Raw genomic sequence first — 15353 nt, 5'->3', positions numbered from 1 at the left:
ACGAGGCGCCAGCGTACCCCGCTGGCGCCTCAGACTTGCGCCCAAGACTGCCCGTTCAGAAGGTGAAAGGTTTTCATGCGTCCAATCGTCATCATACCCACCCGGCTTGGTTCGACCAGGCTCCCGGGCAAGGCACTGACCGAGATCAACGGTCAGCCCATGATCGCCCACGTCTTGCGAAGAGGTCTCGAGGCCGATATCGGCCCCGTCGTCGTTGCCTGCGGAGACCAAGCCATCGTGGATGTCATCGCCGGCCTGGGGGGCCGCGCGGTCCTGACTGACCCGCACCTGCCGACGGGATCGGATCGCGCGCATGCGGCGTTGCAGCTGATCGACGCGGACGCCGCCTATGATGTCGTCATCGTGCTTCAGGGCGATCTGCCGACGATCGATCCGGCGACGATACGGGCGACCATGGAGCCGTTGTCCCGGCATGCCGATTGTTCGATCGCGACGCTCGCCACCGAGATCGAGGATCCCATGGAGCTTGAGGCCCCGAGCGTCGTCAAGATCGCCCTTGCAATCCACCCGGAAGACACCATCGGTCGCGCGGTCTATTTCAGCCGGGCCGTAATTCCCGCAGGCGCCGGCAAGCATTATCATCACGTCGGCATGTACACCTATCGCCGCGAGGCGCTGGCGAAATATGTCGGCCTGCCGCGAGGCGTCCTCGAGCAGCGCGAAAGCCTCGAGCAGCTCAGGGCGATCGAGCACGGCATGCGAATGGACGCCAAGGTGATCCGGACCGAGCCGCTCGGCGTGGACACGCTGGCCGATCTGGAGCGCGCGCGAGATCTCCTGACGGCCAGGGCGATCTAAGCCCTGCAAGCCGCACGTGACTTCTGGACGCGGCGCGTGATAATTGACTCATGGCAGACAAAATTCGCGTCGTGGTCCTCTATGGCGGCAGATCCGGTGAGCACGAGGTCTCGCTGAAATCGGCCGCTTCCGTGTTAGGGCATCTCGACCGCGCGCGTTTCGAGGTGATCCCTGTTTCCATCGACAAGACGGGCCGGTGGCAATGGATCGATCTTGCCGGGATCGATCCGGAAGAGGCGTCCTTGCCGATCCTGCCCGATGCGCCCGAGATACGGCTCGCCCGAGGCGCCGATGGATGCGGCGTTCTCATGCCTGTTGTCGAAGGCGCGACCGAGCCGATCCCGATCGACGTGGTGTTTCCGGTCATGCACGGTCCGCTGTGCGAGGACGGTGCGATGCAGGGCCTTTTGGAGCTCGCCGACGTCGCCTATGTCGGGTCGGGCGTTCTCGCCTCTGCCGTCAGCATGGACAAGGATGTCGCCAAGCGGCTCGCGGAGCTCGCCGGCGTTCCGGTTGCGCCCTATCGCGTGCTGACCCGCAAGGCCTTCGCCGCCGATCGCGCCTCCTCTCTGGCCAAGGCGGTCGAGGGTCTGCGACTGCCGGCGTTCGTCAAGCCGTGCAACATGGGCTCCAGCGTCGGCATTCACAAGGTCAAGACATGGGATGCGCTCGGCCCGGCGCTCGATGATGCGTTTCGCTATGATCTCAAGGTGCTGGTCGAACAGGGCATCGACGCCCGCGAGATCGAGGTTGCGGTACTCGACGGCGAGACGCTGTTCGCGAGCGTCGCCAGCGAGCTCAATCCCAACGCCCATCACGAATTCTATTCCTACGAGGCCAAATATCTCGATCCCGACGGCGCGCGCGTCGATCTTCCGGCAAGATTGGATGCAGCCCAGATGGCGCGGGTGCGCGCGCTGGCGGTGCAGGTCTTCGCGGCGCTCGAATGCAGCGACCTCGCGCGCGTCGATTTCTTCCTCGATCGGCAGACCGGCGAGTTCTGCTTCAACGAGATCAACACCCTGCCCGGCTTCACCTCGATCAGCATGTATCCGAAGATGATGGAAGCTTCGGGCGTGCCATATGGCGAGCTGCTGACGCGCCTCGTCCATCTGGCGCTGGACCGCTACCAGCAGCGTCATGCACTGGAACGCGGCTATTCGAGCTAGCCGATCGCAGTTCATCGGGCGTCTTGGTGTGGCTCGACGTACGCGCATGCCGCCCGACGAAATCTGCATGCCTATGTGTGGAATAGCGCCTCGCTCTGCCCGATATCTGCGCAGCTAGACTTTAGTCCCCATCGTACAATCCTGAATACAGTTTTACTTGCCGAGGATTCTCTCGCCGTTATAGTCGCCGCCCAATAGCTCAAAGAAGCTTGGTTCAAGGGAGAGAACAAAATGAATAAAGCACTCTCTGGTGCATTGCGAAGTGCGTTTGGTGCGGCCGCGTTGCTGGCAGCCTCAGGTGCGGCCTTTGCGGCGGATCCGCTTCGGATCGGCGTGATCGCGGAAGCGCAGGCGATTGCCGGCGCCTCGATCCCGCAAGCCGCTCAGCTCGCCGCCGACGAGATCAACGCGAAAGGCGGCATCGATGGCCGCAAGATCGAGATCATCTCGTACGACAACCACTCCTCCTCCGCCGACTCGGTTCGCGCGTTCCAGCGGGCGGTGAACGAGGACAAGGTCAACGCCGTCATCGCCAGCTACATCAGCGAAGTGGTGCTGGCGTTGGAGCCCTGGGCGGCGCGACTGAAGACGCCGTTCGTGACGCCGGGTGCTGCCTCCAACGAGATCAGCAAGAGCGTCCATGCCGATTACGAGAAGAACAAGTACACCTTCCACGGCTACCTGACCTCCGCGGCGCTGGCGCTTTCGGTCTGCGATGCGGCAAAGGACCTCCTCGTCGACAAGCTACACATGAAGTCGGCTGTGATCATGAGCGAGGACGCCGCCTGGACCAAGCCGCTCGATATCGGCTACGAGGATTGCCTGCCCAAGATCGGACTGAAAGTGCTCGACCACATCCGCTTCTCGCCCGATACCACCGACTTCACGCCGATCTTCAACAAGATCGAGGGTGCCAAGCCGGACGTGATCATCACCGGCATCTCCCACGTCGGCGTGCAGCCGACGGTGCAGTGGAAGAACCAGCAGGTGCCGATCCCGATGTTCGGCATCTCCTCGCAGGCGACCAACGAGACCTTCGGCAAGGACACCAACCAGGCCGCCGAAGGCGTGCTCTATCAGGGCGTCTCCGGGCCCGGCGTCGCGGTGACCCCGAAGTCGGTGCCGTTCGCGGAAAACTTCAGGAAGAAGTTCGGCAACTACCCGTCCTATGCCGGCTACACCGCCTATGACGAGGTCTATTACATCGCCGATGCGGTGAAGCGCGCCGGCTCGAGCGATGCCGACAAGCTGGTCGATGCGCTGGAGAAGACCGACTGGGAAGGCACGATCGGCCGCGTCCAGTTCTACGGCAAGGACGATCCGTTCACGCACTCGATCAAATACGGCAAGGGCCTGATCACCGGGCTGATGCTGCAATGGCAGGACGGCAAGCAGAGTGCGGTCTGGCCCAAGGACGTCGCCAAGGTCGACATCAAGTTCCCGAGCTTCATCAAGCTCAGCAACTGACAGGAACCGCTCCCGGGACCACCTCCCGGGAGCTTCCATTTGCGGCGCTCCGCAGCACCTTTCCTCAAATCGGCAGCCCCAACATAGATGCGAGCTTTCCAGATTCTGATTGATGGCTTTGCCATCAGCGCTCTTTACGCTCTCGGTGCCACCGGCTTCACGTTGATCTTCGGCGTCTCCGGCGTGCTCAACCTCTCCCACGGTGCCATCATGGTGGCGGCAGCGGTGGCGGCCTGGGCCGCGGCCAGCATTTTGGGGGTCGGCACCTATGCCGGCGCGTTGATCGGCGTCGGCGTCGCCCTCGTCACGGCGTTCGCCACCTATTTCGCAGTGGTGAAGCCGATCCAGGACTCCCGGCGCATTCCCAACGAGGAGAAGGAGATCTTCGTCCTCACGGGAACGTTGCTCTGGGGCATCATGATTCAGGAGCTGATCGCCTATTTCTTCACCAACAACGCCAAGACCGTGCTGCCGATCGTCGAGGGCGTCGTCGACCTCCTCGGCGTCCGCACGCCGAGCAACGAGATCTTCACCGCCATCGTGTGCTGCCTCGTCATCGCGCTGCTGTGGCTCTTGGTGAACCGCACCCGCACCGGCAAGGCGGTGCTGGCGGCGTCGATGAATCCGCGCGGCGTCACGCTGCTCGGGCTCGAGCTGACCAGCATCTATATCGTGGTCTGGGCAATCTACGGCATTCTCGCCGGTATCGCCGGCGTGCTGCTCGGCATGTTCTTAGGCGTCAGCTCCTACAGCGTCGGACCGCTGACCGCGAGCGCCTTCTCGATCGTGGTGCTCGGCGGCCTCGGCAGCGTCTCCGGCTCCCTGATCGCGGCCTTCGTGGTCGGCTATCTCGAGACGCTCACGGCCTATCTGGTCTCGCCGGCTTACCGCACCATTCCGGCGCTCTTACTGCTCGTGTTCGTGATGTATATCCGGCCCCAGGGCCTGCTGGGGAGGCGCTGAGATGGCCGGTTTCTTCACCTCGCGCCTGTTCTTCGTCTCGCTGGCACTCGTCATCATCGCGGCGACGCTGCCGCTCTATGTGTCCGGCTATGTCCTCGGGCTCCTCACCGTCGCCTTCTATTTCGGCGTGTTCGCGATGGCCTGGGACCTCCTGTTCGGGTTCGCGGGCGAGGTCAATTTCGGCCCGACCTTCCTGATCGGCGTCGGCGCCTACACGGCTGGGATCCTCAACGCCCAGTTCGGCTGGTCGGTCTATCTCTGCATCGTGCTCGGCGCGCTCGCTTCGGTGATCGCCGGCCTGGTGCTGGCGCTACCGGCCTTGCGCGTGCGCGGGCCCTATTTCGGCCTGACCACGCTGGTCGCGGTCCTGATGCTGCAGAACTTCGTCGTCGTGTTCGCTGATCTCACCGGCGGCGAGATCGGCCTCACCATCCCCGACGTCATCACCATCAATGCCGGCGCCAATTACTGGATCGCGCTCGGCTTCATGACGATCTCGGCGGCGATCCTGTACGGCCTGTCGCAATCGCCTGTCGGCCTCGTCCTGCAGGCCAGCGGCCAGGACCCGGTGCAGGCCGGCGCGCTCGGCTTCAACATCGTCAAGCACAAGCTCGCCGCCTTCATCGTCAGCGCGTTCTTCTCCGGGCTGTCAGGCGCGCTGCTGGTGTTCTATTTCGGCACCGCCTCGGTCGGCACCGTCGTCGACGTCGCCGTCGGCGTCAACGTCATCGTCTCGGCCGTGCTCGGCGGCCGGCGTACCGTGCTCGGTGCAGCGCTGGGCGCGATCTTCCTGATCGTCGCCGGCGAATTCCTGCGACCCACGGGCGAGCTTGCGACCTTCATCGTCTCGGCGGTCGCGCTGCTCGTCGTCTTGTTCTTCCCCGGCGGCTTCTTAGGGGCGGCCCTCTCGCGCGAGGCTCGCTCGTAATGGATCAGCGGCTTTCAAACCGGCCCGTGCTCGAAGTCCGCGGCCTGACCAAGCGCTTTGGCGGATTGACCGCCGTCAAGAACCTCGGCTTCGACGTCAATGGCGGCGAGATCTTCGGCCTGATCGGGCCGAACGGCTCGGGCAAATCCACCGCGATGAAGAGCGTGATGGGCATCGAGCGCCCGACCGCGGGCGAAGTCGTGTTCGAGGGCGAGAATGTCGCGGGCCTGCCCGCGCACAAGATCGCGCGCAAAGGCTTTGGCATGGTCTTCCAGCACTCGCGGCCGCTGAACCGGCAGACGGTGCTGGAGAACATCATGGTGGCGCTGTTGCCGGACAGCCTGTTCATGCTGTTTCCGGACAAGGCGCTGGTCGAGCGCGCCAAATGGATCGCCGATCGCGTCGGGCTTGGCAACGTGATGAACCGCCGCCCGCCGACGCTCCCCTTCGCCGATCTGCGAAGGCTCGAGCTTGCGAAAGCGATCGCGCGAGATCCCAAAGTGGTGCTGGTCGACGAGCCCTTCGCCGGCCTCACCCGCGCCGAGGTCGACGTCTTCTCCGACCTGATCCGCAGCTTTCGCGACGAGGGCCGCGCGGTGATGCTGGTCGATCACAACGTCAAGAGCGTCGCCGCGCTGGTCGACCGCGTGCTCGCCATGTATCTCGGCGAGGAGATCGTCACCGGCAAGGCCGACGAGGTCATGCGAAACGAGACCGTGCGCCGGGTCTATCTCGGCGGCGCCATCGAGACCCATGCCAGGCCAGAGACCAGCTTCAAGGACAAGGTGCCGCTGCTCCAGGTCGAGAATGTCAGCGTGCATTACGGCAAGGCACAGGCGCTGGAAAACGTCTCGATCCACATCCACGAGGGCGAGTTCGTCTCCATCGTCGGCCTCAACGGCGCCGGCAAGACCACGCTGTTCAATACCATATCCGGCTTCCTGCCTTACACCGGCGAGATCATCCGCGGGGGCGAGAAGCTGCGCGGCACGAGCCCGGCAAAAATCGCCCGCAGCGGTCTCGTGCAATGCCCTGAATCACGCGAGCTGTTCGGCGAGATGACGGTGCGGGAGAATCTCGATCTCGGCGGCCAGCATCTCACCGACGAGGCGCGCGCCACGCAGCTTGCCTGGCTGTTCGAGCTATTCCCGATCCTGAAGGAGCGTCAGGGTCAGCTGGCGCAGACGCTGTCCGGCGGCGAGCAGCAGATGCTGGCGATCGGCCGCGCGCTGATGATGCAGCCGCAGATTCTCATCCTGGACGAGCCGACGCTGGGACTTGCGCCCGTCATCCTCGAGCTCCTGTCCAAGGCGCTGGAGAAGCTGCGCCAGACCACGTCCATCACGGTGCTGCTCGGCGAGCAGAACGTCACCTTCGCGCTGCCGCATGCCGACCGCGTCTATGTGCTGGAGCACGCCAGGATTGTCTGGGAGGGCGATCCCGCCCGTTTTGCCAGCGAGGCCGGCGCCGATTTTCTGTAAGTCCATCAACAGCAACAAGAAGCATAGAAAGGGAAACGACCATGCGACCTTCAGTTCTCAGCGGCAGCTTCCTCGCTTCGGCCCTGGCGCTCTGCCTCGCTGCGCCCGCCTACGCACAGTCGAACGACCCGATCAAGATCGGCGTCATCGCCGAGGTGCAGTCGATCGCGGGTGCGGCAACCCCGGGCGGTGCGCAGATCGCCGCGGACGAGATCAATGCCAAGGGCGGCATCCTGGGCCGCAAGGTCGAGATCGTCACCTATGACAACAAGAGCTCATCGGCCGATTCCGTGCGCGCCTTCCAGCGCGCCGTGAGCGAGGACAAGGTCTCGGCTGTGATCGCGAGCTACATCTCCGAGGTCGTGCTGGCGCTCGAGCCATGGGCCGCGCGGCTGAAGATGCCGCTGATCACGCCCGGCGCCGCCTCCAACGAGATCACCAAGGCGATCCACAACGACTACGACAAGAACAAGTACACCTTCCACGGCTATCTGAACTCGGCCGCGCAAGCGCAGCTCGTCTGTGACGCGGCCAGGGACCTCCTCGTCGACAAGATGCACATGAAGACGGTCGCGATCATGAGCGAGGACGCCGCCTGGACCAAGCCGCTCGACGTCGGCTATGAGGCCTGCTTGCCGAAGGCCGGCCTCAAGGTCGTCGAGCACGTGCGCTTCTCGCCCGATACCACCGACTTCACGCCGATCTTCAACAACATGGAGGCCAAGAAGCCCGATGTGATCGTCACCGGCATCTCGCATGTCGGCGTGCAGCCGACCGTGCAGTGGAAGAACCAGCAGGTGCCGGTCCCGATGTTCGGCATCAGCGCGCAGGCGCTGAGCCCGACCTTCTGGAAGGACACCAACGGCGCCGCCGACGGCATCCCGTCGCTCGCCGTCGCGACACCCGACGTCGCCGTGACCTCGAAGACCAAGCCGTTCGCCGCCGCCTTCAAGGCCAAGTTCGGCGCGCCGCCGGCCTACACCGGCTATACCGCCTATGACGAGGTCTACATCATCACCGACGCCATCAAGCGCGCCGGCTCGACCAATCCCGACAAGATGGTCGCGGAGCTCGAGAAGACCGACTACGAGGGCACGATCGGCAAGATCCAGTTCTACGGCAAGGACGACGAGTTCACCCACGGAATCAAGTCCGGCCCCGGCTTCGTGACCGGCCTCGTCTTCCAGTGGCAGGACGAGAAGCAGGTCGTGGTCTGGCCGGAGAAGATCGCGGAAGGCAAGCTGAAGTTTCCGAACTTCGTGAAACTGTCGCAGTAAAATATCGGAAGGGCGGCTTCGAAGACGCGCAATGCCCGGGTCTCCCGGGCATTGTCGTTTCCGTTTCAGGCGCCTTCAGGTGAAGCACCTTGCAAATCTCGCGAGGTCGATCACACTGAGGACCGCACGCAGGCAGCTCCAAGAATCTGCGGCCAGCACGGAGGACGCATGCTCCCCTATGTCGTTCACGACTCCCGCTTCGAGCGGCTGGTCATCGGCCATGTCAATCTCGAAAAGCTCTTCACCGGCTGCCGCTGGGCCGAAGGTCCCGCCTATTTCCCAGCCGGCCGTTATCTCGTCTGGTCCGACATTCCGAACAACCGGATGATGCGTTTCGACGAGACCGACGGATCGGTGTCGGTGTTCCGCTCGCCGAGCTTCAACTCCAACGGCAACACCACCGACCGCCAGGGGCGGCTGGTCAGTTGCGAACATTTCATGCGGCGCGTCACCCGCACCGAGCATGACGGCTCGGTCACCGTGCTGGCGGACGCGTTCGAAGGCCGTCGGCTGAATTCACCGAACGACGTCGTGGTCAAATCGGACAATTCGATCTGGTTCTCGGATCCGACCTACGGCATCGACAGCGACTATGAGGGGCAGCAAAGCCCGTCCGAGATCGGCGCCTCCAACGTCTACCGGATCGACGGCGCTACCGGCGCCATCACCCGCGTCGTGTCCGACCGGGTACAGCCCAATGGCCTCGCCTTCTCGCCTGACGAAACCAGGCTCTACGTCGCCGACACCGGCGCGACGCATGTCCGCGGACTGCCGCCGACGATCTGGTCCTACGACGTCAAGGGACAGACACTCGGGGAAGCCTCGCTGTTTGCCACCTGCCCCGACGGGCTCTATGACGGCTTCCGCGTCGACATCCACGGTAACATCTGGACGTCGGCGGGCCGCAGCGTGTTCTGCTACGCGCCCGATGGGACGCATCTCGGCACCGTCCCGATCGGCGAGATCGTCGCCAATGTCTGCTTCGGCGGCCCACGCCGCAACCGCCTCTACATCTGCGGCCAGACCTCGCTGTATTCGATCTATCTCAACACAAGGGCGGCGGTGAAGCTCCGTCGCGAACCGACGCCGATGTCGACTCGAGCAACATGCTCGAGGGCAGCCGCAGGCCCGCCACAGCATCCGGTTAGTTCGATATGCGGTCCGACTGCATCGGCATCGCGCGCAAGGTTTGCAGCATGACGTCAGTCGCCATCCCGCTCGCGCACATTCCTTCCGCTGCTTGGCCAAAATCAACGAGACTATGATACGTCGGACCTCGGGCCTTCCTGAGCGGGACCAGCCAGGCAGCATGTCCATGCAATTTCAGCCCGTTGAAATACAGTTCCTGCGTTGAAAACGGGATGTTGGAATCACGCGGGTCTGAGATCAAGAATATCCTGCGCGCAGGTTGATCCGGTATCTGATTCAAGGAATCATAAGGGTCAAAAAAGACTTCGGTTTTCAAACGGCTGACCCATCCCCTCGCCTTCAGGCGCGCGCGATACGCTGCGGCTGGAGAAGAGAGAACGACACACTGAAGGTCCCTGCGCTGAGCAAGGAACTCTGCCGCGAGCGTCCCACCACCGCTATGCCCTCCAAGCACCCAGCGGCTGATGTGATAGCGCGACTTCAAGGTATCGATCGCAGATGCCATCAGCTTGGCTTCCAATGGCGTGTGCCTGATGTCGTAATGCTTTCCCGCACTTCCATACGTGCCCGGCCTGCCCAGGAAAATGAACGGCACGCCGTATCGGCTGAATTGCTCTTGCGATTGTTCGATCATCGCTGCAACACCGAGTCCTGCCTGATGGCGCACGCCTTTGGGCCCGCCCATCACGTCCCCCGGCATCCAGGCTACGGCCAGCGGATTTGGTCCGTCTGCCTTCAATCCTGCGGCGTAGTATCTAAGGCAATATCCTTCGCTCTCCACGCTGACCCAGACCGCGGTTTGCCGCGCCTCCATCTCTTTGCAGGCCTCAGGCGAAATCTGCGTTCCATTAATGACTTTAACTGGATCGAACATCTCATCGTCTGGCTGGGACTGGGCTAAAACTTCCGACGACAGCAGGAAGGAATTTGCAATCACAATCAAAGATATGAGGGTCGGGCTTCCAGCGAATTTCACTTGGCACTCCAGAGATGCAACAGCGCTTGCCTCGTGACGCCCCTCTGAAGGCGTCGTCGGCAAGATTTGGCAGCCTCAATTACATCTGGAAAGCGGCAGAGTCGGGACCAGAGCGCAGGGCAGCGAACGGACCGCGATTTTGGGATGACGAGTCGACGTCCTAACTCGTGACCCGCTCGCCGCGCCCGTACACCAGCAGCATGAAGATGATGACGAGGCCGTAGATCACCTGGCGGCCGGCCTCGGGCATGTCCATGATCGACAACACGCTGTTGAGCAGCACGATCAGCACGACGCCGATCAGCGTGCCGAGATAGCGGCCCCGGCCACCGAGGATGTTGGTGCCGCCGATCACCACCGCCGCGATCGACGGCAGCAGATAGGCATCGCCCATGCCCTGATAGGCCTTGGTGGAATAGCCTGCGAGCAGGACGCCGGCGAGCGCAGCAGCAACGCCGCACAAGACGAAGCAGACCACGGTGATGCGGCGGGTATCGACGCCGGCGAGATACGCGGCCGCCTCCTTGTTGCCGATGGCATAGACGTAACGGCCGAGCGCCGTGCGCTGGAGCATGATTGCGACCAGCACGGACACGGCCGCCCAGACGAACAAGGCATTGGGGATGCCGAGCGTGCGGTCGCCGGCCAGCATTCGCATCAAATCGGTCGCGGCGGTCTGCGGGGCGTAGCCGCCGGTATGCGCGACCATCAGGCCGCGCATCACCGCGTTGACGCCGAGGGTGAAGATCATCGAGGGCACGCGCAAATACGCAACCCCGATGCCGTTGATGAGACCGACCAGCAGCCCAACGCCGAGCCCGACCGGAATGGCGAGCGGTCCGCCGACCGACGTCGCCATCATCGCGGCCGCGGCGAGCGTCCAGGGCACCGACAGGTCGATCTGGGCGATCAGGATCACCATCATCATCCCGGCGGAGACGATGCCGAGGAAGGCGCCGATCTGAAGCTGCTGCAACAGATAGGTCGGCGATAACAGCGGCGCACTGCCGAAGCGGGCAAAGGTGTAGACCGTGCCGGCGACGAGGATGACGAGGATGAACAGGGCCGCGATCAGGATCGGGCGGTCGTCGCGCGAGAGACTGAGGGAGGCCGAACTCATCGAAACAGCTCCAGCGTATTCTTGACGCGCAGGACGCCGAGCGCGCCGATGCTGACCGCCGCGAGCAGGATCAGGCCCTCGAACAGCGGCTGCAACAGTGGCGCGATGTCGAAGATGCGGAAGAAGAACGAGATGACGCGCAGCACCATGGCGCCGAAAATCGAGCCGATCGCGCTGCCGGTGCCCCCGAGCAGCGATGTTCCGCCGATGACGACGGAGGCGATGGAGTTGAGCGTATAGGCGCCGGCCTGCGGGATATCGGCATTGCCTGATGATGTCTGGATGGCGAGAAACAGGCCGCCACAGCCGGCAAAGAAGCCGGCCAGCGTGAAGGCCGCAATCTTGGCGCGGTCGATGGGCAGGCCGGACATGTAGGCGGCGCCCTCGGCCGAGCCGACCGCATAGACGGCGCGGCCGAGCACGGAGCGGCGAAACGGCACCCAGACCAAGAGCGCGATCAGGATCAGCAGCACGAACGGCACCGGGATCCAGGCTACCGGCGCAAACCAGCTCGCGGCGCCGTCATCGAAGATGTGGACGGTCGCGGCGAAGTCTCCGAGCGAATTGGTCATCGCCCAGTTGAGATCCTCGTCGATCTTGCCACCCGGCGTCGGCCGCAGGAACAGCGCGATGCCGATATAGACCGCACCGGTTGCAAGCGTCGCGATGATCGGCTGGATGCGCCCGTAGACGACGATGCAGCCGTTGATGAAGCCGGCCAGCGCGCCGGTCGCGAGGCACACGATGATCCCGAGCAGGATGCCGCTCACCCCGCCGGGAAAAGTGCCGAGGCCGAGCTGAAGGCCGAAGATGTCGAGATGCAGCGCCGTGCCGTCCGCCGCGCCCGTGAGCAGATAGCTTGCGAAACATCCCACCATCGTCATGACGGCGCCCACGGAGAGATCGAGCCCCGACGCCAGCACCGGCACGGTCTGGGCCATCGCCAGCATGGCGAGCGCAAAAATCTCGTCCCCGTTCTGCACCAGAACCGCCGACGAGAAGCCCCTGGGGTGGGCGAGATTGTAGAGCAGATAGAGAATCGCGAACAGCAAGACGGCGGTGACGATGCCGATGTTCTGCCGAAGCCTGATGGCGATATCGTCAAGCATGGGCGGCTCCGGGAACGTCCGGCGTCGCCGCTTCGATGTTCAGCGCGCTCGCGATGATGTTGGTCTCGGTGAGCTCGTCACCCTGGAGTTCGCGCACGATGCGCCCGTCATACATGATCGCCACCCGGTCGCAGCAGCCGATGAGCTCGTCATAATCTGTCGAATAGAACAGGATGGCGGCGCCCTGGTCGGCGAGCTCGCGCATCAGCCGATACAGCTCCTGCTTGGTGCCGACGTCGATGCCGCGTGTGGGATCGTTGAGCAGGATGATCCGCGGATCGGTCATCAGCCATTTGGCGAGGACGACCTTCTGCTGGTTGCCGCCCGAGAGCGTGGAGACCGCATCGCCGGGGGCGCCGATCTTGATCTGCAGCCGCGCGATGGCGCGCTTGATGGCCTCGCTCTCGCGCGCGCGGTCGACCAGAGGTCCCCTCGATATCGCATCGAGCGAGGCGATCACCAGATTGTCCGCGATCGACATCGGCAGCATCAGGCCTTCGGTCTTGCGATCTTCCGGCACCAGCGCGATGCCGACCGACTTCGCCGCCGCGGGTGAACCCGGCCGTACCTCGCGGCCCCCGACGGTGATCTGCCCGGAGACGCCGCGCAGCACGCCGAACAGCGCCAGCAGCAGGGACTTCTGGCCCTGGCCGTCGAGCCCGCCGAGGCCGACGATCTCGCCGGCGCCGACGCGGAGCGAGATGCGATCAAGGCGCCTGTCCCAGCTCAGGTTCTCGATATCGAGCATCGGTTTCGGCGCTTCCCGCACGGGCTTGGGCGGATACTGGGCCGCGATGTCGCGCCCGATCATGAGCTGAACGATATCGGCGGTCGAGCGCCTGCCCTTGTCGAAGGTCTCGATGTGGCGCCCGTTGCGGAACACGGAGGCGCGGTCGGCCAGCGCCTCGACCTCGTGCATGCGGTGCGAGATGTAGAGAATGGCAACGCCCTCGGCCTTGAGCCGCGCCAGCATCGCGTACACCTTCTCGACGTCGGCACTGGTGAGCGCGGATGTGGCTTCGTCGAGGATCAGCAGCTGCGGCTTCTTGCCGAGCGCCTTGGCGATCTCCACCACTTGGCGGCGCGACAGCGGCAGGTCGCGCACGCGCATCAACGGATTGACGTCCTCGCAGCCGATCTCGGCCAGCAACTGTTCGGCGCGGCGGCGCTGCGCCCGCGCGTCGATCAGGCCGAAGCGTCGCGGCGGCGATGCGATCGAGATGTTGTCCGCGACCGAGAGGTCGGGCATCAGCGACAGCTCCTGGAAGATGCAGACGACGCCGGCCGCGTTCGCCGCGGCCGGCGTCGCAAAGCTCACCTCGCTTCCGCCGAGCCGCATGGTGCCGCTATCGGGCTGGACGACGCCGGCGATGATCTTGATCAGCGTCGACTTGCCGGCGCCGTTCTCGCCCAGTACCGCATGGATCTTGCCGCGCTCGCAGGCGAAGTCGACGCCTTCGAGCGCGCGCACACCCGCGTAGCGCTTGGAGATTCCCGATAGCGTGAGAAAGGCAGGTTGAGTCAGGGCAGCATCCGACATGGCGGGGCTCACGCAGCGGCGGCCCGGCGAGAGCCGGGCCGCAATCGTAACATCCTCACTGCGTGTTCTTTTCGCTCTGCGACATGATCTCCGGCGCCGTGAAGTTGACGCCGCAGGGCGTGAACTGGTTCGGCGCGAAGAAGTTGGCGTTGAGGTCCGGCCAGTAGTTCACACCGGGCTTGAGGTCCTTGTAGGTCGCAACCGGAATCGGGATCGAGATCAGCTGCGGCATCACGTTGCCCTGCAGCGCCGAGATCGCCGCCTTGGTGGCGATCGCGACCAGCGCCGGCGACTGGCCGTAAGACATCCCCTTCAGCCCGTCCTTGGCGTGGTCGGCGATCTGCTTGCGATACTCGTTCTCGCCCTCGCCCGACATCGGCACGAAGGGGTGCTTGGCCGCCATCAAGGCCTGGACCGTGCCGTCGGAGCCGCCCTGCGTGAAGATGCCGTCGAAATGACCGTGCACGGCGAGCGCGTCCGCCGTCACCTTCTGCGAGGTGCCGGTGTCCCAATTGCCCACCACTTCGGTGATCTTGAAGCTGTTGCCCGGCGCTTCCATGACCTCGCGGAAGCCGAGATGGCGGTCGCGGTCGACCGAATTGCCCGGCAGGCCGCGGACCTCGAGGATGTCACCGCTCTTCTTGCCGCCTTCATCGATGAGCCACTTCGCCGACATGCGACCCATTTCCTTCTGGTCCTCGTTGACCATCATCACCTTGTCGGTGTCGAGGACGTTGTCGAAGGGGACCACGACGACGTTGTTCTTGTCGGCGAGGCGGATGATGCGGTCGAAGCCGTCAGGCGCCACAGCGATGGTGACGATGGCGTCAAAACCCTGATTGATGAAGTCCTCCATCGCGCCGAGTTGCGCTGCAACATCGGTGCCGGTCGAGACGACCTTGAACTCCTTGATGTTCTCCTTGATGCCCGGCTGCGCGGCGAAGGCCTTGGCGGTCTTCACCATCTGAATGCGCCAGGTGTTGCCGACGAAGCCGTTGACGAGCGCGATCTTGTAGGGGCCAGTCTTCTTCGGCCACTGGAAGAACTTGGTTTGGGACGACCAGGGCTTGAAGCATGCGGGATCGGCGCCCGGGCCGGACACGACCTTCGGCCCTGCCAATGCACTGACCGAGGACAGCAACAGGCCGACGCAAGCCAGCCCCGCAAAACGAAGCGTCCACACCATATCTCTTCTCCTGAGCTCTTGTGTTCCACCCTTGACGCGGCGCAATGGCCAAGCCGGGAATTGGCCTTCCCGTGCAATTTGCGCCGATAGGATGGCATGCGGCCTCCGATGCGCACAAGCCGAATGCCGGTTGGCCGATCGGCGCGGCGCAAAAAGAATGAGACTCAGG

General features: G+C 63.9%; 13 protein-coding genes. 8 read left to right on the top strand and 5 right to left on the bottom strand.

Going from position 1 to position 15353, the window contains the following annotated elements; all coding sequences use genetic code 11:
- Window positions 1–75 precede the first annotated feature (75 nt).
- From X265_RS10890 to X265_RS10855, 8 genes are all read left to right on the top strand, one after another.
- Window positions 76–819 (top strand): 3-deoxy-manno-octulosonate cytidylyltransferase, encoded by a 744-nt coding sequence (locus tag X265_RS10890; RefSeq protein ID WP_128964827.1) that lies wholly within the window; start codon window positions 76–78, stop codon window positions 817–819.
- Window positions 820–869: 50 nt separating this feature from the next.
- Window positions 870–1988 carry a D-alanine--D-alanine ligase family protein gene (locus X265_RS10885; protein ID WP_128964826.1) on the top strand — a complete coding sequence of 373 codons (1119 nt, stop codon included), beginning with the start codon at window positions 870–872 and terminating at the stop codon, window positions 1986–1988.
- 231 nt (window positions 1989–2219) lie between these two features.
- Entirely contained in the window at window positions 2220–3455 is a 1236-nt protein-coding gene (locus tag X265_RS10880) for an ABC transporter substrate-binding protein (protein ID WP_128964825.1), read from the top strand.
- A gap of 87 nt (window positions 3456–3542) precedes the next feature.
- Entirely contained in the window at window positions 3543–4418 is an 876-nt protein-coding gene (locus tag X265_RS10875) for a branched-chain amino acid ABC transporter permease (protein ID WP_128964824.1), read from the top strand.
- Window position 4419: 1 nt separating this feature from the next.
- A complete protein-coding gene (locus X265_RS10870; RefSeq protein WP_092299436.1) occupies window positions 4420–5346 on the top strand; it encodes a branched-chain amino acid ABC transporter permease in 927 nt (308 codons plus the stop codon).
- Window positions 5346–6827 carry an ATP-binding cassette domain-containing protein gene (locus X265_RS10865; RefSeq protein WP_128964823.1) on the top strand — a complete coding sequence of 494 codons (1482 nt, stop codon included), beginning with the start codon at window positions 5346–5348 and terminating at the stop codon, window positions 6825–6827. The genes X265_RS10870 and X265_RS10865 overlap by 1 nt, the downstream gene beginning before the upstream one ends.
- Before the next feature lie 41 nt (window positions 6828–6868).
- Window positions 6869–8104 (top strand): ABC transporter substrate-binding protein, encoded by a 1236-nt coding sequence (locus tag X265_RS10860; protein WP_128964822.1) that lies wholly within the window; start codon window positions 6869–6871, stop codon window positions 8102–8104.
- A gap of 168 nt (window positions 8105–8272) precedes the next feature.
- The gene (locus tag X265_RS10855; protein WP_128964821.1) at window positions 8273–9304 is read left to right on the top strand and encodes an SMP-30/gluconolactonase/LRE family protein; all 1032 of its coding nucleotides are present in this window, start codon (window positions 8273–8275) and stop codon (window positions 9302–9304) included.
- Here X265_RS10855 and X265_RS10850 read toward each other — a convergent pair.
- The 5 genes from X265_RS10850 to X265_RS10830 all read right to left on the bottom strand — a co-directional run bounded on the left by X265_RS10850 (window position 9249) and on the right by X265_RS10830 (window position 15184).
- The gene (locus X265_RS10850; RefSeq protein ID WP_244659227.1) at window positions 9249–10229 is read right to left on the bottom strand and encodes an alpha/beta hydrolase family protein; all 981 of its coding nucleotides are present in this window, start codon (window positions 10227–10229) and stop codon (window positions 9249–9251) included. The two genes, X265_RS10855 and X265_RS10850, sit on opposite strands and share 56 nt — an antisense overlap.
- Before the next feature lie 160 nt (window positions 10230–10389).
- A complete protein-coding gene (locus tag X265_RS10845; RefSeq protein ID WP_128964820.1) occupies window positions 10390–11349 on the bottom strand; it encodes an ABC transporter permease in 960 nt (319 codons plus the stop codon).
- The gene (locus X265_RS10840) at window positions 11346–12458 is read right to left on the bottom strand and encodes an ABC transporter permease (RefSeq protein WP_128964819.1); all 1113 of its coding nucleotides are present in this window, start codon (window positions 12456–12458) and stop codon (window positions 11346–11348) included. Before X265_RS10840 ends, X265_RS10845 begins: the two co-directional genes overlap by 4 nt.
- Window positions 12451–13998, bottom strand: coding sequence for a sugar ABC transporter ATP-binding protein (locus X265_RS10835; protein WP_128964818.1), 1548 nt, complete (start codon window positions 13996–13998; stop codon window positions 12451–12453). The genes X265_RS10840 and X265_RS10835 overlap by 8 nt, the downstream gene beginning before the upstream one ends.
- 55 nt (window positions 13999–14053) lie before the next feature.
- Complete coding sequence (locus X265_RS10830) at window positions 14054–15184, bottom strand: sugar ABC transporter substrate-binding protein (RefSeq protein WP_128964817.1); 1131 nt, start codon at window positions 15182–15184, stop codon at window positions 14054–14056.
- Window positions 15185–15353 lie beyond the last annotated feature (169 nt).

Source organism: Bradyrhizobium guangdongense (assembly GCF_004114975.1).
Taxonomy (GTDB): domain Bacteria; phylum Pseudomonadota; class Alphaproteobacteria; order Rhizobiales; family Xanthobacteraceae; genus Bradyrhizobium; species Bradyrhizobium guangdongense.
The sequence above is the reverse complement of the archived record's forward strand: the minus strand, read 5'-3'. Positions and strand labels throughout refer to the sequence as shown.

Coding starts and splice junctions, on each gene's coding strand:
- X265_RS10875 (WP_128964824.1), top strand. CDS start 3,543: ATGCGAGCTTTCCAGATTCTGATTGATGGCTTTGCCATCAGCGCTCTT.
- X265_RS10890 (WP_128964827.1), top strand. CDS start 76: ATGCGTCCAATCGTCATCATACCCACCCGGCTTGGTTCGACCAGGCTC.
- X265_RS10855 (WP_128964821.1), top strand. CDS start 8,273: ATGCTCCCCTATGTCGTTCACGACTCCCGCTTCGAGCGGCTGGTCATC.
- X265_RS10865 (WP_128964823.1), top strand. CDS start 5,346: ATGGATCAGCGGCTTTCAAACCGGCCCGTGCTCGAAGTCCGCGGCCTG.
- X265_RS10870 (WP_092299436.1), top strand. CDS start 4,420: ATGGCCGGTTTCTTCACCTCGCGCCTGTTCTTCGTCTCGCTGGCACTC.
- X265_RS10840 (WP_128964819.1), bottom strand. CDS start 12,458: ATGCTTGACGATATCGCCATCAGGCTTCGGCAGAACATCGGCATCGTC.
- X265_RS10860 (WP_128964822.1), top strand. CDS start 6,869: ATGCGACCTTCAGTTCTCAGCGGCAGCTTCCTCGCTTCGGCCCTGGCG.
- X265_RS10845 (WP_128964820.1), bottom strand. CDS start 11,349: ATGAGTTCGGCCTCCCTCAGTCTCTCGCGCGACGACCGCCCGATCCTG.
- X265_RS10885 (WP_128964826.1), top strand. CDS start 870: ATGGCAGACAAAATTCGCGTCGTGGTCCTCTATGGCGGCAGATCCGGT.
- X265_RS10830 (WP_128964817.1), bottom strand. CDS start 15,184: ATGGTGTGGACGCTTCGTTTTGCGGGGCTGGCTTGCGTCGGCCTGTTG.
- X265_RS10880 (WP_128964825.1), top strand. CDS start 2,220: ATGAATAAAGCACTCTCTGGTGCATTGCGAAGTGCGTTTGGTGCGGCC.
- X265_RS10835 (WP_128964818.1), bottom strand. CDS start 13,998: ATGTCGGATGCTGCCCTGACTCAACCTGCCTTTCTCACGCTATCGGGA.